Raw genomic sequence first — 20,831 nt, 5'->3', positions numbered from 1 at the left:
GCCACGGCAGCCCATCGCGCGCCATGGTGACGTCGAGCGCCTGCGCGTCGCGATAATGCTTCACCATGTCCGCCTCGGGCATATGCCGCGTCTCGTGCAAAAGATCCTGCCCGCACCAGCCGAGATGGCCACATTCGAAGCCGGCCCGGAGCGGCGGACGAGGGTGGTAGTTGGACATCGGCGAGAGAGACAGCTGTTCGATCTATGTTCTTTAGCGGTCCTGTCCAGAGTCGCAATGTAGACATCGCACGCGTTGGAAGTCGCCTTGTTTGCGGCCTTTCGCGGTCGCAGCGCGTTGATTAATCGGTCGCCATGCACCAACTTGGCGTCACTGCGCCGCAGCTCCCCTTCACGACAGGCTCTCTTCCGCGCATGACCCTTCCCTACTCCCGACCGAACAGCCGTGCCGAGACGCTCGACCTGCGCGTGGTCGCCCGGCGGCTTGCGCAGCATCGCAGTACCGACACGGCGCGCGGTGTGGTGGAATTGGCGATCACGGTCGCGCCGTTCGTCGTCACTTGGCTGTTGATGTGGCTGGTGATCGATATCAGCTATCTGCTGACGCTGGCACTAGCGGTACCGGCGGCGGGCTTTCTGCTGCGATTGTTCCTGATCCAGCATGATTGCGGACACGGCGCGTTCTTCCGCCACCGACATGCGAACGATTGGGTCGGCCGGTGCATTGGCGTGCTGACGCTGAGCCCCTACGACTTTTGGCGGCGCACCCATGCGATGCATCATGCCGGCACGGGTAATCTCGACAAACGCGGTATCGGCGACGTCGATACGTTGACGGTGGCCGAGTACGCCGCACTGCCCTGGGCGGGGCGCGCACGATACTGGCTGTACCGCCATCCGCTTGTCCTCTTCGGACTTGGACCCGCCTATCTCTTCTTCTTGCGCTACCGCCTGCCTCTAGGTCTGGCGAAGGAAGGATGGCGCCCTTGGCTCAGCACCATGGGGACCAATCTGGGCATCGTGGCGCTGAGTGTCGGCCTGATCCTGCTGGTCGGGTGGAAGACGTTCCTGCTGATCCAGCTGCCGGTCACGTTGATGGCCGCATCTGCAGGTGTCTGGCTGTTCTATGTCCAGCATCAATTCGAACACACGCACTGGGCGCCCAAGCAGGACTGGACGTATCACGAGGCGGCGGTGTTCGGCAGCTCGCATCTGGTGATGCCGGCGGTGCTGCGTTGGTTCACCGCCAACATCGGCATGCACCATCTGCACCACCTGTGCAGCACCGTGCCCTTCTACCGTCTGCCCGCCGCGCTGAAGGCGCTGCCGGAACTGGCGCAGGTCAACCGGCTGACGCTGCTGGACAGCGTGCGCTCGGCGCGGCTGGTGCTGTGGGACGAGCGGGCAAAGCGGCTGGTCTCGTTCCGCGAGGCGCGGGCGGCAGCCTAGCGTCGGTTGTCAGGGGGCGCTAACCGCGCGCCTATGACAGATCTTCGCACCGCCGCGCTCGAGTCCAAGGCCTGGCCCTTCGAAGAAGCGCGCAAGCTGCTCGCACGCTGGCCGGAGGGCAAGCCCGGCGGTGCGCCGATACTGTTCGAGACCGGCTACGGTCCCTCGGGCCTGCCGCATATCGGCACTTTCATGGAAGTAATGCGCACGACGCTGGTGCGGCGCGCGTTCGCGACGCTGTCGGATGCGCCGACGCGGCTGGTGGCGTTCTCCGACGACATGGACGGCATGCGCAAGGTGCCGGATAACGTTCCGAACGGCGCAATGCTTGCCGAACATCTGGGCAAACCGCTCAGCCGCGTGCCAGACCCGTTCGGGACGCACGACAGCTTCGCCGCGCACAACAACGCGCGGCTGCGGGCCTTTCTTGATCGATTCGAATTCGAATACGAGTTCGTCTCGGCGGCAGATCAGTACAGCGGCGGCCGGTTCGACGACGCGCTGAAAGTCGTCTTGCGCAACTTCGACGCGATCCAGGGCGTGATGCTGCCGACGCTGCGGGCGGAACGGCGCGCCACCTATTCGCCGGTGCTGCCGATCTCGCCTACCACCGGCGTCGTGCTGCAGGTGCCGGTCGAGGTGGTCGATGCTGATGCCGGAAGGATCGCGTTCGTCGACGAGAGCGGCGAGCGCGTGGTGCAATCGGCGCTGGGCGGGCTCGCCAAGCTGCAGTGGAAGGTCGACTGGGCGATGCGCTGGGTGGCGCTGGGCGTCGATTACGAGATGTACGGCAAGGATCTGATCGACTCAGGCGTCCAGAGCGGCCGCATCGCGCGGATACTCGGCGGCCGGCCACCCGAGGCGCTGATCTACGAGATGTTCCTCGACGAGCGCGGTGAGAAGATCTCCAAGTCCAAGGGCAACGGGCTGTCGATCGACGAATGGCTGACTTACGGCCCCGACGAGAGCCTGGGGTTCTACATCTACCGCGAGCCGCGCAAGGCGAAGTCGCTGCATCTCGGCCTGATCCCGCGCGCGATCGACGACTATTGGCAGTTCCGCGCCGCCTGGCCGACGCAGGAACCCAAGGAGCGGCTCGGCAACCCTGTCCACCACATTCACGACGGGCACGTACCCACGGAGACGCTGCCGGTCTCGTTCGGGCTGCTGCTCAACCTGGTCGGCGTGCTGGGCAATGCGAGCCGCGAGCAGGTCTGGGGTTACCTCGCCAACTATGTCCCCGACGCGACCGCCGCGAGCCATCCCGAACTGGACCGGCTGATCGGCTATGCGCTTGCCTATGCCCGCGATTTCGTCGCGCCGACGCTCAGCAGGCGCGCGCCCGACGAACGGGAGGCGGACGCGCTGCGGCAATTCGACGACGAACTCGCGGCGTTGCCGGCGGATGCATCGGCGGAGGACATCCAGAACCTGGTCTACGAGACCGGTAAGGCCGTGTTCGGCAAGGAGGCGCTGCGCGACTGGTTCCGCGCACTGTACGAGACGCTGCTCGGCACCTCGCAGGGGCCGCGGATGGGGAGCTTCGTTGCGTTGTACGGGGTCGAGAACACGCGCGCGCTGATCGCGGAAGCGTTGGGACGTGTGTAACGAGGCCGCCCGTCGCATCGCGCTGGGGCAGCTGCGCGAGGATTGGGGGCAGACGCGCATCCCGCTCAGCTTTCCCGAAGGTCTGCCCAACATGGCGCCGCTCGACGGGTTCAGGATCACCGATCACACGGTCATCATCCGCGCCGCCGGAGCAAGTGTGGAGGGGGGCGCGGAGCTGGTGACGCGGCGGTGGAGCTGGCCGGGTGCGGGCGGCAAACCGGTGTACAATTTCCGCTCGGACGGACGCACGCTCGACAAGGGCCGCTGTCTGATCCCGGTCGACCAATTTTACGAATTCACCGCGCCTGAGGACCCGAAGATCAAGCGCAAGACCAAGTGGGCGTTCCGGCTGGTCGGGCATGACTGGTTCTGCATTGCGGGGCTTTGGCGCTCTGAGGCCAGCGTAGGAGAGGCGTTCACGATGCTGACCTGTCCGCCTGGCGCGGACATGGAGCCATATCATTCGCGACAGGTCGTGGTGCTTGGGCGTGACGACTGGGGCCGCTGGCTCGACCCCGCCGTGCCGAGTGCCCAGCTGTGCCGCCCGCTGCCCGCCGGCAGCCTGACCGCCGCCCGCGCGTGAGGCGCTTCTTCTCGCCCCGGCAGCTCGCCCACGCGCCGACGCAGGAGCTGCACAACGGCGCCTTCAACGCCTACGCGGAGACGCCGGATCGGGCACGAGCGATCCTGACGATGATCGGCGGGGCCGAGGAGCCGGCAGACCACGGCCTCGTCGGGATCGAGGCGGTGCACACGCCCGATTACCTCGCCTTCCTGCGCGACGCCCCGGTGCTGTGGCGCGCGGCGGGGCGTCCAGGCGACGCCATCCCGTATGTGTTTCCGATTGTCGGCCGCCGGCCGCTGCGGCTCGACCGGGTCGATGCGCTGATGGGCCGGTACAGCTTCGATGCCACGACGCCGATTACGCTCGACACCTGGGACGCCGCCTACTGGAATGCGCAGACCGCACTGACGGCGGTCCGAACCGTGCTCGGTGGCGAGCGCGCGGCGTTCGCGCTGTGCCGACCTCCCGGGCATCATGCCGGCGCGGATTATTGCGGCGGCTATTGCCATCTGAACGTCGCCGCCATCGCTGCCCAAGCGGCGCGCGATGCGGGCGTCGAGCGCGTGGCGGTGCTCGACATCGACTATCACCACGGCAACGGCACGCAGGACATCTTCTGGGCACGAGCCGACGTGTTCTACGCCAGTATCCACGCCGACCCGGCGACCGACTACCCCTTCTACTGGGGCCATGCCGACGAGACCGGCGAGGGCGCGGGTGAAGGCACGACGCTGAACCTGCCGCTGCCGCATGGGACGACGTTAGGCACCTTCCGGCAAGCGCAGGCCGCCGCACTCGGCGCGATCACGAGGTTCGGGCCGGGGCTGCTGGTCGTCAGCTTCGGCGCGGATACCTGGGAGGGCGATCCGATCAGCCACTTCGCGTTGCGCACGCCCGATTATGCGCTGCTCGCGCGCGACATCGCCGGGTGCGGCTGGCCGACCGTCATCGTCATGGAGGGCGGCTATGCCGTCGACGCGCTGGGGGCGAACGTCGCCGGCTTCCTGAGTGGCTTCTGAGGGCCACGCGCGCGGGTCCCCGGCCTATCGCCGGCTGACGCTGGCGATGCTGTTCGCCGGTTTCGCCACCTTCTCGCTGCTTTACGCCACGCAGCCGCTGCTGCCGCTGTTCGCGGCCGAGTTCGGATTGAGCGCGGAGGCGTCCTCGCTGGCCGTGTCGGCGGCGACGGGACCGCTGGCGATCGGCATCCTGATCGCCGGGATCGTGTCGGACCGGCTCGGTCGAAGGCCGCTGTTGGTCGTCGGGATGATGGCGGCCGCGGCGCTGACGCTGCTCGCCGCCGTCGTGCCGGGCTGGTGGTCGCTGCTCGCGCTGCGCGTGCTGACGGGACTGGCGCTGGCGGGCGTACCGGCGGTGGCGATGGCGTATGTCGGGGAGGAAGTTGAAGGGGCGTCGGTCGGTGCCGCGATGGGGCTGTACATCGCCGGCTCCGCGCTCGGCGGCATGGGCGGGCGGCTGATCGCGAGCGTGCTCGCCGATGTCGGCGACTGGCGATGGGCGCTCGCCGGCGTGGGTGCCATCGGCCTGGCGATGGCGGAGGCTTTTCGCCGCCTTGCGCCCGCCTCGCGCCGCTTCGTCGCTTCGACCAGCCGAGCCTCGATGACCGCGCCATTGCGCGATCCGGCGCTGTTGCTCCTTTATGGCGAGGCGTTCGTGCTGATGGGAGCGTTCGTCACCCTGTACAATTACGCCGGCTTCCGGCTGCTCGCACCGCCCTACTCGCTAGGCCAGGCGGAGGTCGGGTCGGTGTTCCTGCTCTACCTGCTCGGTTCGGCCAGCTCGGCGTGGTTCGGCGCGGCGGCGGCGCGGGCGGGGCTTGCCTGGCCGATCGCGTTGCTGATCGGCGGCATCGCCCTGACCGCCGCGCAGCCGTTGCCGCTTGTCATCGTTGGCGTCGGAGTGGCGACGATCGGCTTTTTCGGTGCGCATGCGATCGCCAGCGCGCGCGTCGGACAGCGCGCGGCGCAGGCTCGCGGTCAAGCGGCGGCGTGGTATCTGTTCTTCTATTATGCGGGGTCCAGCGTGCTCGGCTCGGCGGGCGGGGTGGCGTGGAGCTGGGCGGGGTGGCCCGGCGTGACCGGGTTCTGCCTCGTCCTCGGGCTGCTGGCGCTGCTCGGCGCGGCCTTGCTGGCGCGGGTGCGTTAGTCGGGCGCCCGCCTGCGCTTCTTCCCCGACAGCGCCGACAGCACACCGCGCATCGTGCGCACCTCCTGGGCTGACCAGCCCGGCTTGGTCAGCAGCGTCTGCAGCGTGCGGCGCACCGTCGGCGTGCGATCGGGCGGGTGGAAGAAACCCGCGGTCACCAGCATCGCGTCGAGCTGCGCGATCATCCCGTCCAGCTCTTCCTGTGCCGCTGGTGGGTCGAGCTCCACCTCCGGCGGCTGCACGAGCGCTTTGCCCCCCTCGGCTCCGCTCGGGGCGTGCTTTGACCATTCATACGCGACCAGGATCACCGCCTGCGCGAGGTTCAGCGAGCCGAAGTCGGGATTGATCGGCACCGTCAGGATGCTGCGCGCCAGCGCCACATCCTCCATGTCGAGGCCCGACCGCTCCGGCCCGAACAGCACGGCGGTTCGACCCGGTGCGGCGCGGATCGCCTGCGCGGCCGCCTCCGGTGTCACCACCGGCTTGGTCACACCGCGTTTGCGCACCGTGGTGGCATAGACGTGCGCGCAATCCGCCACCGCCGCCGCCGTGGTGGCGAAGACCTGGGCATCCGCGATCACCTGGTCGGCCCCTGACGCCGCCGGCCCCGCGAGCGGATTCGGCCAGCCGTCGCGCGGGGCCACGAGGCGCAGTTCGGTCAGCCCGAAATTGAGCATCGCGCGCGCGGCCTTGCCGATGTTCTCGGCGAGTTGCGGGCGGACGAGGACGATGATTGGCGGCAAATCAGTCCTGCCTTGGGGAAGCCCCCACCTCTTGCACCGACCCCGCGAACGCCTCGAAATCACGGGCCTCGCTGAAGTCGCGATAGACGCTGGCGAAGCGGATGTAGGCGACCGTGTCGAGCGCCTTCAGCCCGTCCATCACCAGCTCGCCGATCCGCTTGGAGGTGATCTCGCTCTCGCCGCCGGTTTCGAGCTGGCGCTGAATGCCGGAGACCAGCTTCTCCAGCCGCACCGGCTCGATCGGGCGCTTGCGCGCTGCGATCGCCAGCGAGCGGAGCAACTTGTCACGATCGAACGGTTCGCGCCGATCTTCCGACTTCAACACCGTCAGTTCACGCAGCTGGATCCGCTCAAAAGTCGTGAAGCGCGCCGCGCATCCCTCGCATTGCCGCCGCCGCCGGATTGCCGCCCCGTCTTCCGTGGGGCGGCTGTCCTTTACCTGGCTGTCCTCATGCGCGCAGAACGGGCAGCGCATTATCGGACGACCTCACGGCCCGGTGCGGCCTCGGCGCGCGAGCGCCGCAAGATCACGCCTTGTTGCGCTTCGTATAGGCATAGATCGCACCGGCGATGGCGCCCAGCGGCGGACCGATGAACGGCACCGGGATCGCGACCACCGCGCCCAGCGCACCCCATTTGGCCATGCTCTTGCCCAGGCCCGGCGTGTTCTTGATCGTGCTCTGCACTTCGTCGATCTGCGACATGCGATTATCCTTCGTAGATGGGGAACCGGGCACACAACGCCCGCACACGCTCACGGACAGCATGTTCGACGTGCGCATCACCGGCTTCACCGTTCTTGGCCAGACCGTCGAGCACGTCGGCAACCATGTGGCCGATCTCCCGGAACTCGGCCGGACCGAAGCCGCGCGTCGTGCCGGCGGGCGAGCCGATGCGAATGCCGCTGGTCTTGACCGGCGGCAACGGATCGTTGGGGATGCCGTTCTTGTTGCAGGTGATGCCGGCGCGCTCCAGCGCCTCGTCGGCATCCCGACCGGTGACGCCAAGCGGGGTCAGGTCGACCAGCGCCAGATGCGTGTCGGTGCCGCCCGACACCAGATCCGCGCCGCGCTCCTTCAGCGTCGCGGCGAGCACTTTTGCGTTCTCCACGACCGCAGCGATATAGCCCTTGAAGTCCGGCCGCAGTGCCTCGCCGAACGCCACCGCCTTGGCGGCGATGACGTGCATCAGCGGCCCGCCCTGCAGGCCGGGAAACACCGCCGAGTTGATCTTCTTCGCCAGCGCCTCGTCATTCGTCATGATCATGCCGCCGCGCGGGCCACGCAGCGTCTTGTGCGTGGTCGTGGTGACGACGTGCGCGTGGCCGAACGGCGTCGGGTGCAGCCCCGCCGCGACGATGCCCGCGAAATGCGCCATGTCGACCATGAAATACGCGCCGACCTTGTCCGCGATGGCGCGGAACTTCGCGAAGTCGATGACGCGCGGATAGGCGGAGCCGCCGGCGATGATCAGCTTCGGCTGGTGCTCGACCGCCAGCGCCTCGACCTGTGCGTAGTCGATCAGGTGCGTGACCGGATCGACGCCATACTGGACCGCGTTGAACCACTTGCCGCTCATCGCCGCGCGTGCGCCGTGCGTCAGGTGGCCGCCGGCATCCAGGCTCATGCCCAGGATAGTGTCGCCGGGCTTGACCAACGCCAGCATCACCGCGCCGTTCGCCTGCGCGCCCGAATGCGGCTGGACGTTGGCAAAGCCGCAGCCGAACAGCTGCTTCGCCCGGTCGATCGCGAGCTGCTCAACCTCGTCCGAGGGCGCGCAGCCCTGGTAATAGCGCTTGCCCGGATAACCCTCGGCGTATTTGTTGGTGAAAACCGACCCCTGCGCCTCCAGCACGGCGCGGCTGACGATGTTCTCGGACGCGATCAGCTCGATCTGCGTCTGCTCCCGGTCGAGTTCGTGCGCGATCCCGTCGGCAATCGCGGGATCCGCGTCGGCGAGTGAGCGGGTGAAGAAGCCGGTCGGCTGGGGATCGTGGATGTTGGCGGGCTGGGTGCTCATGGGCGAGCTCCTTGGCGAATGGCGGGGTCGGTCGGGCCATAGCTGTTGGCGGACGTGCGCGCCACAGCCGACTCGCAAGGAAATCGAGCGGATGGTACAGCGATGCGCATCATCGGATTACCCGCGTCTTCGCGGCTTCCGACAGCGTCGAGGCTGCCTGTGCGCACACGGTGCGTTTTGGCGAGGGCTGCTGTTGGTGCCGTAGGAGAATGAAATGCGCGTCATTGCCGTATGCGCGGTGCTTTTGGTCGCCGCATGTGCGCCGCAGGCGCGGTCTTCGGCCGACGACACGCAGATCGTCGAGCGCGATTCGCCCGCGGCCGAGTCGGCCAAGATCCCCGCTCCTGGAAACGCAGCCACTCCGATAACGGCCAATCAGTTCGTTGAAGAGGACTACCTCGGCCGCTGGCGCGGTGTGGAGGGCATGTACCTTGTCGTCGCCAAAGCAGACGTACCGGGCCAGTTCCGGCTCGAGATGCAATGGGACCTCGATCGTCGCGCCATTTTCATTGCCGACGCGACGGATGAGCCGGCCACCGCCGGGCTGTCGTTCACGCGCGACGGCGAGGAGTTGCTGCTGCGCCGCACCGATGGGGACGCGACGGGACTGAAATACCTGGCGGGGAAGCGCGAGTGCCTCACCGTGAGGCCTGGCGAAGGCTATTGCCGCGGCTAGGCCGCCTGCCTGAGCTCCAACCGACCCCAGATCTCCACCAGCGCGCCTGTCAGCTCGCGCATCATGGCCTCGTCATGTGCGGGGCCCGGTGTGAACCGCAGCCGCTCGGTACCGCGCGGAACGGTGGGATAGTTGATCGGCTGCACGTAGATGCCGTACTCGGCCAGCAGCACGTCGCTGATGCGTTTCGCCTTGACCGGGTCGCCGACCATCAGCGGCACGATGTGCGTTTCGCCCGCCATCACCGGCAGGCCGGCATCCGCCAGCATCGCCTTCAGCATCGCCGCCGCCGCCTGCTGCGCGTCGCGCTCGACCGAAGACGCCTTGAGGTGACGCACGCTCGCCAGCACGCCGGCGACCAGCACCGGTGATAGCGACGTCGTGAAGATGAACCCCGGCGCATAGCTGCGGATCACGTCGACGATCGTGCGATCGGCGGCGATGTAGCCGCCCATCACGCCGAACGCCTTGCCCAGCGTGCCCTCGACAACCGTGATACGATCGGCGACGCCATCACGCTCGGAGATGCCGCCGCCGCGCGGGCCGTACATGCCGACCGCGTGGACCTCGTCGCAATAGGTGAGCGCGTTGTAACGGTCGGCGAGGTCGCAGATCGCCGCGATCGGCGCGACGTCGCCCTCCATCGAATACACGCTCTCGAACGCGATCAGCTTGGGCACGGCGGGATCTTCGGCGGCCAGCAGCTGCTCGAGATGCGCGAGGTCATTGTGCCGGAAGATCCGCTTCTCGCAGCCGGCGCTGCGGATGCCGGCGATCATCGACGCGTGGTTGAGCTCGTCGGAGAAGATGACGATGCCCGGCAGCACGCGCGCCAATGTCGACAGCGTCGCCTCGTTGGAGACATAGCCGCTGGTGAACAGCAGTGCTGCTTCCTTGCCGTGCAGATCGGCGAGCTCGCCTTCGAGATCGACATGGTAGTGCGTGTTGCCGCCGATATTGCGCGTGCCGCCCGAGCCGGCGCCGACGTCGTGCAGCGCTTCCTCCATCGCGGCGATCACCTTGGGGTGCTGACCCATGGCGAGGTAGTCGTTGGAGCACCACACGGTGATCGGCTTGGGACCATTGTGCCCCGCGAAGCAGCGCGCATTCGGGAACGCGCCCTTGTTGCGCAGAATGTCGATAAACACGCGGTAGCGACCTTCGGCATGCAGCCGGTCGATCGCTTGCGAAAAGACACGCGAATAGTCGATCGCGGCGGGAGCGCTTGTCCCGGAAGCAATGGGCGAGATCATCGTGCAAGAGCTCCTAGCGGCTTCCCCGCGGCTTTTCCAGCCGGTCAGAGGTTTTCGGGTGCGGCGAAGCCCTGTGTTGCCAGCGCGGCCGCTATCCGATGCTCGCGATCGCCCAGTCGCGTGAAGACGAGTCGATGCTTCGGCATGGTCGCAGGCCAGTTCTGGTCTCGCGTGAGGTGCGCGACTCGACGCGCGATGCCTTCGCCACCATCGACGAACTGCACGCCGTCCGGCGCGACGGCGATCAGGTCATCTTCAAGCAGCGGGAAGTGCGTGCAGGCGTTGACGATCACATCGATGCGGTTGCCCCCCGGCTGATCGAACAGGCCGGCCAGCTCAGCCGCGATCAGTCTGCGCGACGGCGACATGCCCGCGAGCTTCTCCTCTGCCAACTCGACCAGCGCCGACGAGCCGTGGCGCAGCACCAGACAGTCGCTCGCGAATCGGGCGGCGAGGTCGTCGACATAGGGCTGGCGTACCGTCGCCGCCGTCCCCAGCACGCCGATCGCCCGCGTCCGGCTGAGTTCGGCGGCGGGCTTGATCGCCGGCACCGTGCCGACCACCGGCACGTCCAGCGCGGCGCGTACCACCGGGAGCGCGATCGTCGACGCCGTATTGCACGCGATCACCACCAACCTAGGGCGATACCGCTCAACCAGACGCCCAAGCAACGCCGGTACGCGCGCGGCGATCTCCGCCTCGCTGCGCGTCCCGTATGGAAAGCCCGCCGAGTCGGCGACGTAGACGATCGGCGCGGACGGCAGCAGCGCGCACGTCGGCGCGACCACCGACAGGCCGCCGACGCCGGAGTCGAAGAACAGCAGCGGCGCGTCGCTCATGACCGCGTCCTACGGCAAGGGGCCCGTGCAACCAAGCTGAGCGAGGTTGTTTGGCGGTCGTGCGCAACCTCGCTATACTCCGAACTAAAGGGGACGGGGTGGACACGCAGATCATCTGGCTCGCGCCTGCAGGGGCGCTGTTGATCGGCTATCTGCTGGGTTCTATTCCGTTCGGCGTGCTGCTGACGCGCTGGGGCGGTGCCGGCGATGTCCGGCAGATCGGCTCGGGCAACATCGGCGCCACCAACGTGCTGCGCACCGGGCGCAAGGGACTCGCTGCGGCGACGCTGATCCTGGACGCGTTGAAGGGCGTCGCGGCGGTGCTGATCGTGCGGCACTTCTCGCCCGGCGACGAGCCGCTGGCGGCGGCTGGTGCGTTCCTTGGCCATTGTTATCCCGTCTGGCTGCGCTTCAAGGGCGGCAAGGGGGTTGCGACGTTGCTCGGCCTGACGCTGGCGCTGCATTGGCCGGTGGGGCTGGTTTATGCGGGCGTCTGGCTCGCGAGCTTGGCGCTGCTGCGCGTGTCTTCGCTGGCGGGCATGCTCGCGGCGTTGTCCGCGCCGGTATCGGCGGCGCTGTTCGATCGCTTCGATCTGGTGTTGTTGTTCCTGTCGCTGGCGCTGGTTCTGCTGTGGAAGCATAGCGAGAATATCGAGCGCCTGCTCGCCGGCACCGAACCGCGCCTGGGCGCCTCACCGGATTGACGGGCGCGTGACCGACACCACCGCGCGGCTGCGGCTGCTGCGCACCCCCAGCGTCGGCCCGGTCACCTTTCGCCAGTTGATCGCTCGCTTCGGCACGGCGACGGCGGCACTCGAGGCGCTGCCGCAGTTGGCGCGGCGTGGCGGTGGCGAAGTGCCGCGCGTGCCCGATCGCGCAGTCGCCGAACGCGAGCAGGCGACCGTTGAGCGGCTGGGTGCGCGCTATTTGTTCCTCGGCGAGCCCGAGTATCCGCCGCTGCTGGGAGAGCTCGATAACGCGCCGCCCGTGCTGGTGGTGCGCGGGGACGTGCAGCTCGCGCATCGCATGGCCGTCGCCGTGGTCGGCGCACGCAATGCATCCGCCGCCGCGTGCCGGTTCGCGCGTCAGCTCGCGCACGATCTGGCCGGAGATGCCACTGTCGTGTCGGGCCTGGCGCGCGGCATCGATACCGCCGCCCATGTCGGCAGCCTGTCGGGCGGCACGGTAGCGGTGATCGCCGGCGGCATCGATGTCGTGTTCCCACCCGAGAATGCCGAGCTGCAGGAGCGGATCGCCAACGAGGGTTTGCTGGTGGCCGAGATGCCGCCCGGCACCGAGCCGCGCGCGCGCCACTTCCCGTATCGCAATCGTATCATCGCCGGGATCGCGGGCGGCACGGTGGTGGTGGAAGCGGCACCGAAGTCCGGCTCGCTGATCACCGCGCGGCTGGCGGCGGAAGCAGGCCGTGAGGTGATGGCGGTGCCCGGCTCGCCGCTCGATCCCCGTGCGCAGGGGTGCAATCTGCTGATCCGCGAGGGCGCAACGCTGGTGCAGAGCGCATCCGACGTGCTCGAGCAGCTCCGCCCCCTCGACCCCCGCAGCGTGCGGTCGCCGGCCGATCCGTTTTCGCCCGCGCCGCTCGAGGATGCGAGCGACGCCGATCGCCGCCGCCTCACCGATCTGCTGGGTCCGGTGCCCGTCGGGGTCGACGAGATCATCCGTCAGGCCCGCCTGCCGCCCCCCGTGGTGCAGACCGTGCTGCTGGAGCTGGAGCTTGCCGGACGGCTGGAGCGCCATGCTGGGGGCCGGGTGAGCTTGCGGTAGCGACCGACCAGTGGGCGGTAGCGCCGGCTTGAACGCGGGGACCTAGTCGACCGCGCTCATCATGTCGCTGAACGCCGCTTCCATCTCGCGGCGCGCCGTCGCCAGTGCATTACCGGCAGTGTGGGGGCTGGCGCGCATTGCCTGATAGGCGTTGTTGAACTTCTGCTGCGCTCGGAGCAGCCGGTTGTAGGCGGAGTTGAACTTCAGCTGGTTGGTGACCTTGTCCAGCAGCTTCTTGTCGCGTCGATAGCGCTCCGCGTGCGCGACCGCGTCCTTGAAGTCGGCGCGGAGCTCGTCCAGTTCCTTGAGCGCCTTGGCGGCCGCCTGGGCGAGCGGCCCTTGTCCGGCCGCCGGTCTGGCGCCTTGGGGAGCGGCGGGCTTGGCAGGTGCGCCGGGCCTCGGCGGGGCGGGCTTGCCCTTCGGCGGTGCGGCCTGTCCGATCGGCGAGTGGCCTCTGCTCGGCGGCAGACTCAACTTCGAGGTGCCCCCGCCTCCGGCGAGCTTCAGCTCATCCTTGGCAATTTTGACCGCGCTTTTGGACTCCTGCTCCGCCACTCGGGCGAGCAGGCGTGCCTCGGCCTTGAGTGTCTCGATCGATCGGATGATCGCCATGGTCCGCTTGGACATGGTGACCACTCTGGCCGCGTTCTGGAACTTGTTGAACGGGTGAGGCAGGCGGATGCTCATGTCAGTTCGCCGCTTCCTGCACGTCCATCCAGATGCTGACGCCGTCGCTGATCGGCGTCGGGTCGATGACGCTCAGTGCATCGACCACCATGTGCCATTTCAGCATCTCCAGCTTCTGGTGCAGCACCTCAGCGTCCGCTTGCGCCTTTCCGGCCATCGCCTGAAGGATTGACGCGACCCGCCGCCGATCGCCTTTCGCCTTGGCGTCGTGCAGCACCTTTTCGATCCGGGCGCGCGCCCTCGCTTCGCCCTCCTGCTCCCATTGCCTGTGCTCTTGCGCCCAGCCGCCCGACGACATCTTGAGCTCCTGCGCATAGCGCTTGAGGTCGTCACGTTCCTTCTTGGAAGGCATCGACCCCCCGGTCCGACCCCCTTCGTCCAACTGTATCGCCACCTCAGCCCCCTCCGGCCCCGTTGTCGCACGGAATTCGCCTATTTCAGAACCGACCTGTCAAGAGGCGTTTGCTACAACTATGCGTCCAACCGCACCGGGGTTGACGCCATCGCGTCCGGCCACCCACCCTCGCGCGTACACGTAAGGACCCGTTTCACCCCATGCAGCTCGTCATCGTCGAATCGCCGGCCAAGGCCAAGACCATCGAGAAGTATCTCGGGTCGGAGTATCGCGTGCTCGCCTCCTATGGTCACGTCCGCGACCTGCCGCCCAAGGACGGCTCGGTCGATCCGGACGACGGGTTCGCGATGCAGTGGGAGAATTACGCGGACAAGGCCAAGCAGCTCAAGGCGATCGCCGACCTGTCCAAGACCGCCGACCGGCTGATCCTCGCGACCGATCCCGATCGCGAGGGCGAGGCGATCTCGTGGCACGTGCAAGAGGTGCTGCGCGGCCGCAAGGCGCTGCCCAAGGAGGTCGAGCGCGTCACCTTCAACGCGATCACCAAACAGGCGGTGACGGACGCAATGAAGCGACCGCGCGAGCTCGATACCGACCTGATCGACGCCTACAAGGCACGCCGCGCGCTCGATTACCTGGTCGGCTTCACGCTGTCGCCGGTGCTGTGGCGCAAGCTGCCCGGCGCCAAGTCCGCAGGGCGCGTACAGTCGGTGTCGCTGCGCCTGATCGTCGAGCGCGAGCGCGAGATCGAGGCCTTCCGGGCGCAGGAATATTGGTCGGTCACCGCAAGCCTTGAGCAGGACGGCACGCCGTTCACCGCGCGCCTGATCCAGTGGGAGGGCAAGAAGCTCGATCGGCTGGCGATCGGCAACGAGGGCGATGCCTCACGGGCCAGGGCCGACGTCGAGGCTGGGCAGTTCAAGGTCGAGCGCGTCGAGACCAAGCCGCTCACCCGCAACCCGCCGCCGCCCTTCACTACTTCGACGCTGCAGCAGGAAGCGTCGCGCAAGCTCGGTTTTTCCGCCGATCACACGATGCGGATCGCGCAGCAGCTCTACGAGGATGGCGCGATCACCTACATGCGCACCGACGGCGTGCAGATGGATCATTCCGCGATCTCGGCCGCCCGCGCGGCGGTCGCGAGCCGCTATGACGCCGGCTATGTCCCCGACAAGCCGCGCCACTACACCGCCAAGGCCAAGAATGCGCAGGAAGCGCATGAGGCGATCCGGCCCACGGAGTTCGGCCGCGACAAGGTTGGCGCGGGCGATCATGCGCGGCTCTACGATCTGGTCTGGAAGCGCGCGCTTGCCAGCCAGATGGCGTCGGCGCGGCTGGAGCGGACGACGATCGACATGGCCGAGGGCACCGGCCGCCACGTCATCCGCGCGACCGGGCAGGTGGTGCTTTTTCCCGGCTATCTCGCGCTCTACGAGGAGGGTTCGGACGAGGAGGCAGAGGACGCCAAGCGCCTGCCGCGCCTCAAGGAAGGCGACGCGCCCGCCAAGACCGGCGTCGCCGCCGAGCAGCATTTCACCCAGCCGCCGCCGCGCTTTTCGGAAGCCTCGCTGGTCAAGCGGATGGAGGAGCTCGGCATCGGGCGGCCCTCCACCTATGCGTCTATCATCAAGACGCTGAAGGACCGCGAGTACGTCCGGGTCGAGAAGAACCGCTTCATCGCCGAGGAGAGCGGCCGACTGGTAACCGCCTTCCTCGAACGTTTCTTCGAGCAATATGTCGGCTATGACTACACCGCCGGGCTGGAGGAGCAGCTCGACGACGTGTCGGGCGGCCGCGCCGGGTGGCAGGCGGTGCTCGATCGGTTCTGGCACGATTTCAAGCCCAAGACCGCCGAGGTGATGGAGCAGCAGCCGTCGGCGATCACCGCCGAGCTCGACCTGTTCCTCGCGCCATATCTGTTCCCCGAGCGCGCCGACGGCGCCGACCCCCGGCTGTGTCCGAATTGCGGGGCGGGCAAGCTGGCGTTGCGCGGTGGCAAGTTCGGCGCGTTCGTCGCCTGCTCCAACTATCCCGAATGCAAGTTCACGCGCCGCTTCGGTCAGGGCGGCGAGGGCGCGGAGGGGGCGGACGCGACGCCCGAACAGCTGGGGCAGGATCCGGATACGGGGCTGCCGGTGGAGCGCAAGTCGGGGCGGTTTGGACCCTACATCCAGCTCGGCGAAGGCAAGGAGGCCAAGCGCGCGTCGATCCCCAAGGATGCCCTTGAATCAACAGGGGGCGAGCTGACGCTTGAGCTGGCGCTCAAGCTGTTGAGCCTGCCGCGCACCGTCGGCACGCATCCGGAAACGGGCGAGCCGATCACCGCCGCGATCGGGCGCTATGGCCCGTATCTGATGCACGCCGGAAAATATGCGCGGCTGCAATCGACCGCGGAGGTGTTCGAGACGGGGATGAACGCTGCCGTCGTCAAGCTCGCCGAAGCCGCGGCTGGCGGCGGACGTCCGCAGCGCGGGGCCGCGCAGGCACCATTGCGGGAGCTGGGCGAACATCCGCGAAACGGTGCCGCGATCAAGCTGATGGAGGGCCGCTACGGCGCGTACGTCACCGACGGGACGACCAACGCGACCCTGCCCAAGACGATCGATCAGTCCGCGCTGACCCTGGAGGAGGCCGCGCAACTGCTCGACGCCCGTGCGGCGGCGGCTCCCGCCAAGAAGGGCAAGAAGCCGGTGAAGAAAAAGGCTGCACCCAAGAAGCCCGCCGCCAAGAAGGCGGCGACGAAGAAGGCCTAGGCAGCCATCCGGCGCGAAGCGTTGAGCCACGCGCGGGCGGCCGCCTGCGCGCTGGCGATCTCGCGCGCGGTCATGTCCTCGGCGACTTCGCTGCGAGATTCCTGCGCCTCTACCGAGCCGGAGACCGCTGCCAGGTTGAACCACTTGTGCGCCTCGACCAGGTCGATGGCGACGCCGGCCGTGCCGGTCGAATAGCAGACACCCAGATCGTACAGCGCGTCCGCGTTGCCGCGCGCGGCGGCTGCCAGTCGGCTGTCGAGGAGGAATTGCGCGCTCTTGGCTGAGTTGCCCATGTAGAAAGCCCCGTTTGGTGGATCCTTGCCTGCAGGATGGAGCGATTCGTCTCACCAAATGGTTAACGCCGTTAACTCTGTCCAATAGCCAAATTATCGATCAGCCGCGTCCCGCCGAGCCGAGCGGCGGCGAGCAGGCGGCGGGGTCTCTCAACCGGGGGATCGGGAGCCAGGGATTCGGCGTCCGCCACGTCCACATAGTCGATGACGAAGCCCGCCTGTTCGAGCGTCGCGCGCGCCTGCGCGAGCGCGTCCGCCGTCGGTTCGCCGCGTTCGATCGCCCGCGCCGCGATCCCCAGCGCGCGCGGCAGGGCGACCGCGACGCTGCGTTCTTCGGGCGCCAGATAGATGTTGCGCGACGACAGCGCGACGCCGTCGTCGTCGCGCTGCGTCGGCACGCCGACGATCTCCACCGTCATGTCCAGATCGGCGACCAAGCGACGCACGACCGCCAGCTGCTGCCAGTCCTTCTCGCCGAAATAGGCGATGTCGGGTGCGACCTGGTTGAAGAGCTTGGCGACCACCGTCGCGACACCGTCGAAATGGCCCGGCCGGGTGGCGCCGTCCCAATGCTCGCTTACGCCCGAGACGCCGACGGTGGTCGCGAACCCCTCGGGATACATCGTCTCGACCGTCGGTGCCCACAGCAGGTCGCATCCGGCAGCGACAAGCGCGCGCGCGTCGCCCGCTTCGCGCCGAGGGTAGCGTGACAGATCCTCCGCCGGCCCGAACTGCTTGGGATTGACGAAGATCGACGCGATGACGCGCGTGCCCGGCCCACGCGCGGCGTCGATCAGCGCCATGTGACCGGCATGGAGCGCGCCCATGGTCGGTACCAGCGCGATGCGCTCGCCGGCCGCGCGGAACGCGGCGACGCAAGCGCGCAGGTCGCTCAGTTGTCGAACGGTCTGCACGCTTCCCCCTCAACAAACCGGTGCCAATCCTTTATAAAGGCTGGCGGCGACGATCAACCGACCTGATCAGGCCGCCGTACCATTAGGGGAAACGCCTTGCCCAGCGGGCCCGACAATACCCACGTCATCGTCTTCGCCAACGAAAAGGGTGGCACGGGCAAATCCACCACCGCCGTTCATGTCGCGATCGCGCTGGCGGCGAAGGGCGCGCGCGTCGCCTGCCTGGATCTGGACCACCGCCAGCGGACCGTCGGTCGGTATCTCGACAATCGTGCCGCAACCGTGAAGCGCACCGGCACCGACCTGCCGATGCCGGTCCATGCGACGGGTGACGGCAAGACGGACGCGAACTTCGAGGACCTGTACGCGCGGCTGCTGGTCGGCGCGGACTATCTCGTCATCGACACGCCAGGGCGCGACGATCCGTTCGCGCGCACGGCGGCGACGCGCGCGGACACGCTGGTGACGCCGATGAACGACAGTTTCGTCGATTTCGACCTGATCGGGCAGGTCGATCCGGAGACGTACAAGGTGACGCGCCCGTCCTTTTATTCCGAACTGATCTGGGATGCGCGCAAGAGTCGCGCTCGTACCGATGGCGCGACGATCGACTGGGTCGTGCTGCGCAATCGGCTCCAGCATATCGAGGCGCGCAACATGCGCCGGGTGCAGGAGGCGCTGACGCAGCTCGCCAAGCGCGTCGGCTTCCGTCTCATTCCGGGACTCGGCGAGCGCGTCATCTATCGCGAGCTGTTCCCCGCCGGGCTGACGATGATCGATTCCAAGGCGTTCGGACAGATGGGCCTGGCGCATGTCGCCGCGCGCCAGGAACTGCGCGAGATGATGGCGGCACTGTCGCTGCCCGATCGGCCGCTCGCGGAGGCGCAGCGCGGGGTGTTTGAGCCGGCATGATCAAGCTCATCCTGCTCGTCGCGGGTGCAGTGGCGCTGTTCCTGCTGCTGCGGTCGTTCATGACGCCAAAGCGGAAAGCGCCGCTGGCGCTGCCGAACGAACGCGAGGCGCGCGCGGTGCTGGGTGTGGGTCCTGATGCCGATGCCGACGAGATCCGCGCCGCGCACCGACGGCTCGCGTCCGGCGTCCACCCGGACAAGGGCGGTTCGGCCGAGCTGGCGCGGCGGGTAAACGCGGCGCGGGATGTATTGCTTGGGAACCAACCTCCGTCACCCCGGCCTTGAGCCGGGGTCCATGGTCGAGCGATCGATGCCGATGATGGCGAAGGTCTACGTCCGAACCGTGTTGGATGCCGGCTCAGGGCCGGCATGACGGACGAAGGGAAATGCTCGTGACACACCGCTTCGACCCTACCGCGCTGCGCGAATACGACGTGCGCGGCATCGTCGGGCGCACCCTCGGCCCCGCCGATGCGGTCGCACTGGGCCGCGGCTTCGCGACGCGCGTGCGGCGCGCGGGCGGCACGCGCGTGGCGACCGGCTATGACGGACGCGTGTCGTCGCCCGAGCTGGAGGCGGCGCTGGTGGAGGGCCTGACCGCCGGTGGCGTCGACGTCGTGCGCATCGGCCTCGGCCCGACGCCGATGCTCTACTACGCCGAAGCGACGCTCGAGGTGGATGCCGGCGTGCAGGTGACGGGCAGTCACAACCCGGCCGAGTATAACGGCTTCAAGATGGTGCTCGGACACCGCCCTTTCTACGGCGCGGACATTCAAAATCTTGCCGCGCTTGCGGAGGCTGGCGACTGGGAGGAGGGGGCGGGCGAAGTCTCGACCACCGACGTGTTCGAGAACTACGTCCAGCGCCTGTTCGCCGGCTATGCGGGCGGCAGCTATCGCATCGGCTGGGATCCCGGCAACGGTGCCGCGGGCCCGGTGATCGAGCGGCTGGTGCAGCTGCTGCCGGGCGAGCACCACGTCATTCATGCGCGCGTGGACGGCACTTTCCCCAACCACCATCCCGACCCCACCGTGGAGGCGAACCTCGCCGACCTGAAGCGGCTGGTGGCGGAGAAGCGGCTCGATTTCGGTCTCGCGTTCGACGGCGACGGCGACCGTATCGGCGCGATCGACGGCGAGGGGCGGGTGATCTGGGGCGACCAGCTGCTCTCGATCCTGGCCGAGCCGGTGCTGAAGGTGCGGCCCGGCGCAACGATCATCGCCGACGTCAAGGCCAGCGGGATGTTGTTCGACCGCATTGCCGCACTCGGCGGCAAGCCGGACATGTGGAAGACCGGCCACAGCCTGATCAAGACCAGGATGCGCGAGACCGACGCGCCGCTCGCGGGCGAGATGTCGGGGCACATCTTCTTCGCGCAAGGGTGGTACGGGTTCGACGATGCGCAGTTTGCCGCCGTTCGCCTGATCGGCGCGGTGCATCAGTCGGGTCGCTCGCTCACCGAACTGCGTGGGAGCATGCCAGTGCTGTTCACGACGCCCGAGATGCGGTTCCAGGTCGACGAGGCGCGCAAGTTCGCGGTGGTCGACGAGGTGCTGGAACGGCTCACCGCCGAGGGGGCGGACCTCAACGCGATCGACGGCGCGCGCGTCACGACCCCCGACGGCTGGTGGCTGCTGCGCGCATCGAACACGCAGGACGTGCTCGTCGCGCGCGCGGAGGCAAAGGACCAACCGGGGCTCGATCGGCTGATGACCGCGATCGACGACCAGCTCGCGCGATCCGGCCTCGTAAGAGGGGAGCAGGTAGCGCATTGAGTTGAGCCTTCGCCGCCTCGCTCCTTCTTTCGTCACCCTGAACTTGTTTCAGGGTCCATGCGATCACCTCGACGCAGGGAGT

General features: G+C 67.9%; 22 protein-coding genes. 12 read left to right on the top strand and 10 right to left on the bottom strand.

Annotation, left to right across the window (positions count from 1 at the left end; all coding sequences use genetic code 11):
• Positions 1–372: 372 nt before the first annotated feature.
• The 5 genes from JWN21_RS09325 to JWN21_RS09305 are packed head-to-tail and all read left to right on the top strand — an operon-like array spanning position 373 to position 5,746.
• Entirely contained in the window at positions 373–1,407 is a 1,035-nt protein-coding gene (locus JWN21_RS09325) for a fatty acid desaturase (protein ID WP_299648845.1), read from the top strand.
• A 33-nt stretch (positions 1,408–1,440) separates the two neighbouring features.
• On the top strand, positions 1,441–3,015 hold the full coding sequence (locus JWN21_RS09320; RefSeq protein ID WP_299648843.1) for a lysine--tRNA ligase: 1,575 nt from the start codon (positions 1,441–1,443) through the stop codon (positions 3,013–3,015).
• Complete coding sequence (locus tag JWN21_RS09315) at positions 3,008–3,598, top strand: SOS response-associated peptidase family protein (protein ID WP_299648840.1); 591 nt, start codon at positions 3,008–3,010, stop codon at positions 3,596–3,598. The genes JWN21_RS09320 and JWN21_RS09315 overlap by 8 nt, the downstream gene beginning before the upstream one ends.
• Positions 3,595–4,599 (top strand): histone deacetylase family protein, encoded by a 1,005-nt coding sequence (locus JWN21_RS09310; RefSeq protein WP_299648837.1) that lies wholly within the window; start codon positions 3,595–3,597, stop codon positions 4,597–4,599. Before JWN21_RS09315 ends, JWN21_RS09310 begins: the two co-directional genes overlap by 4 nt.
• Positions 4,589–5,746, top strand: a complete 1,158-nt coding sequence (locus JWN21_RS09305; RefSeq protein ID WP_299648835.1) for an MFS transporter — start codon at positions 4,589–4,591, stop codon at positions 5,744–5,746. Before JWN21_RS09310 ends, JWN21_RS09305 begins: the two co-directional genes overlap by 11 nt.
• Here JWN21_RS09305 and JWN21_RS09300 read toward each other — a convergent pair.
• From JWN21_RS09300 to glyA, 4 genes are read right to left on the bottom strand one after another with little or no spacing between them, the layout of a single operon-like run.
• Positions 5,743–6,489 carry an RNA methyltransferase gene (locus JWN21_RS09300; RefSeq protein ID WP_299648832.1) on the bottom strand — a complete coding sequence of 249 codons (747 nt, stop codon included), beginning with the start codon at positions 6,487–6,489 and terminating at the stop codon, positions 5,743–5,745. The genes JWN21_RS09305 and JWN21_RS09300 overlap by 4 nt on opposite strands.
• Before the next feature lies 1 nt (position 6,490).
• Positions 6,491–6,964 (bottom strand): transcriptional regulator NrdR, encoded by a 474-nt coding sequence (gene nrdR / locus JWN21_RS09295; protein ID WP_299648829.1) that lies wholly within the window; start codon positions 6,962–6,964, stop codon positions 6,491–6,493.
• 52 nt (positions 6,965–7,016) lie between these two features.
• Positions 7,017–7,193: a hypothetical protein gene (locus tag JWN21_RS09290; RefSeq protein WP_299648826.1), complete on the bottom strand. Its 177-nt coding sequence runs from the start codon at positions 7,191–7,193 to the stop codon at positions 7,017–7,019.
• A gap of 4 nt (positions 7,194–7,197) precedes the next feature.
• Positions 7,198–8,508: a serine hydroxymethyltransferase gene (gene glyA, locus JWN21_RS09285; RefSeq protein ID WP_299648823.1), complete on the bottom strand. Its 1,311-nt coding sequence runs from the start codon at positions 8,506–8,508 to the stop codon at positions 7,198–7,200.
• A gap of 214 nt (positions 8,509–8,722) precedes the next feature.
• On the opposite strand from glyA, the gene JWN21_RS09280 reads away from it, so the two are divergent.
• Positions 8,723–9,184 carry a hypothetical protein gene (locus JWN21_RS09280; protein WP_299648821.1) on the top strand — a complete coding sequence of 154 codons (462 nt, stop codon included), beginning with the start codon at positions 8,723–8,725 and terminating at the stop codon, positions 9,182–9,184.
• Here JWN21_RS09280 and hemA read toward each other — a convergent pair.
• Both hemA and murI read right to left on the bottom strand, forming a co-directional pair.
• Complete coding sequence (gene hemA / locus JWN21_RS09275; RefSeq protein ID WP_299648818.1) at positions 9,181–10,437, bottom strand: 5-aminolevulinate synthase; 1,257 nt, start codon at positions 10,435–10,437, stop codon at positions 9,181–9,183. The genes JWN21_RS09280 and hemA overlap by 4 nt on opposite strands.
• Before the next feature lie 44 nt (positions 10,438–10,481).
• The gene (gene murI, locus JWN21_RS09270) at positions 10,482–11,276 is read right to left on the bottom strand and encodes a glutamate racemase (RefSeq protein WP_299648815.1); all 795 of its coding nucleotides are present in this window, start codon (positions 11,274–11,276) and stop codon (positions 10,482–10,484) included.
• 98 nt (positions 11,277–11,374) lie between these two features.
• Here murI and plsY point away from each other — a divergent pair, with 98 nt between their 5' ends.
• Both plsY and dprA read left to right on the top strand, forming a co-directional pair.
• Positions 11,375–11,980 (top strand): glycerol-3-phosphate 1-O-acyltransferase PlsY, encoded by a 606-nt coding sequence (gene plsY, locus JWN21_RS09265; RefSeq protein ID WP_299648812.1) that lies wholly within the window; start codon positions 11,375–11,377, stop codon positions 11,978–11,980.
• A 7-nt stretch (positions 11,981–11,987) separates the two neighbouring features.
• Entirely contained in the window at positions 11,988–13,061 is a 1,074-nt protein-coding gene (gene dprA / locus JWN21_RS09260; protein WP_299648809.1) for a DNA-processing protein DprA, read from the top strand.
• Between the two features lie 42 nt (positions 13,062–13,103).
• Here dprA and JWN21_RS09255 read toward each other — a convergent pair whose 3' ends face one another.
• The gene (locus tag JWN21_RS09255; RefSeq protein ID WP_299648806.1) at positions 13,104–13,748 is read right to left on the bottom strand and encodes a hypothetical protein; all 645 of its coding nucleotides are present in this window, start codon (positions 13,746–13,748) and stop codon (positions 13,104–13,106) included.
• A 1-nt stretch (position 13,749) separates the two neighbouring features.
• Positions 13,750–14,100 (bottom strand): hypothetical protein, encoded by a 351-nt coding sequence (locus JWN21_RS09250; protein WP_299648803.1) that lies wholly within the window; start codon positions 14,098–14,100, stop codon positions 13,750–13,752.
• Between the two features lie 203 nt (positions 14,101–14,303).
• On the opposite strand from JWN21_RS09250, the gene topA reads away from it, so the two are divergent.
• Entirely contained in the window at positions 14,304–16,856 is a 2,553-nt protein-coding gene (gene topA, locus JWN21_RS09245) for a type I DNA topoisomerase (protein ID WP_299648800.1), read from the top strand.
• On the opposite strand, the gene JWN21_RS09240 is transcribed toward topA, so the two are convergent.
• Complete coding sequence (locus JWN21_RS09240; RefSeq protein WP_299648797.1) at positions 16,853–17,149, bottom strand: SEL1-like repeat protein; 297 nt, start codon at positions 17,147–17,149, stop codon at positions 16,853–16,855. The two genes, topA and JWN21_RS09240, sit on opposite strands and share 4 nt — an antisense overlap.
• Positions 17,150–17,220: 71 nt before the next feature.
• Positions 17,221–18,063, bottom strand: coding sequence for a pantoate--beta-alanine ligase (panC, locus tag JWN21_RS09235; protein WP_299648794.1), 843 nt, complete (start codon positions 18,061–18,063; stop codon positions 17,221–17,223).
• Between the two features lie 96 nt (positions 18,064–18,159).
• Here panC and JWN21_RS09230 point away from each other — a divergent pair, with 96 nt between their 5' ends.
• The 3 genes from JWN21_RS09230 (at position 18,160) to pgmG (ending at position 20,749) form a co-directional block, all read left to right on the top strand.
• Entirely contained in the window at positions 18,160–18,975 is an 816-nt protein-coding gene (locus JWN21_RS09230) for a division plane positioning ATPase MipZ (protein ID WP_299648791.1), read from the top strand.
• Positions 18,972–19,259, top strand: a complete 288-nt coding sequence (locus JWN21_RS09225) for a J domain-containing protein (RefSeq protein ID WP_299648788.1) — start codon at positions 18,972–18,974, stop codon at positions 19,257–19,259. Before JWN21_RS09230 ends, JWN21_RS09225 begins: the two co-directional genes overlap by 4 nt.
• Before the next feature lie 107 nt (positions 19,260–19,366).
• Complete coding sequence (pgmG, locus tag JWN21_RS09220; protein WP_299648851.1) at positions 19,367–20,749, top strand: phosphoglucomutase/phosphomannomutase PgmG; 1,383 nt, start codon at positions 19,367–19,369, stop codon at positions 20,747–20,749.
• Positions 20,750–20,831 lie beyond the last annotated feature (82 nt).

It is taken from the genome of Sphingomonas bacterium (assembly GCF_028292945.1).
In the GTDB taxonomy this organism is placed as follows: Bacteria; Pseudomonadota; Alphaproteobacteria; order Sphingomonadales; family Sphingomonadaceae; genus Sphingomonas.
This window is presented reverse-complemented; position numbering and strand designations above follow the sequence as displayed.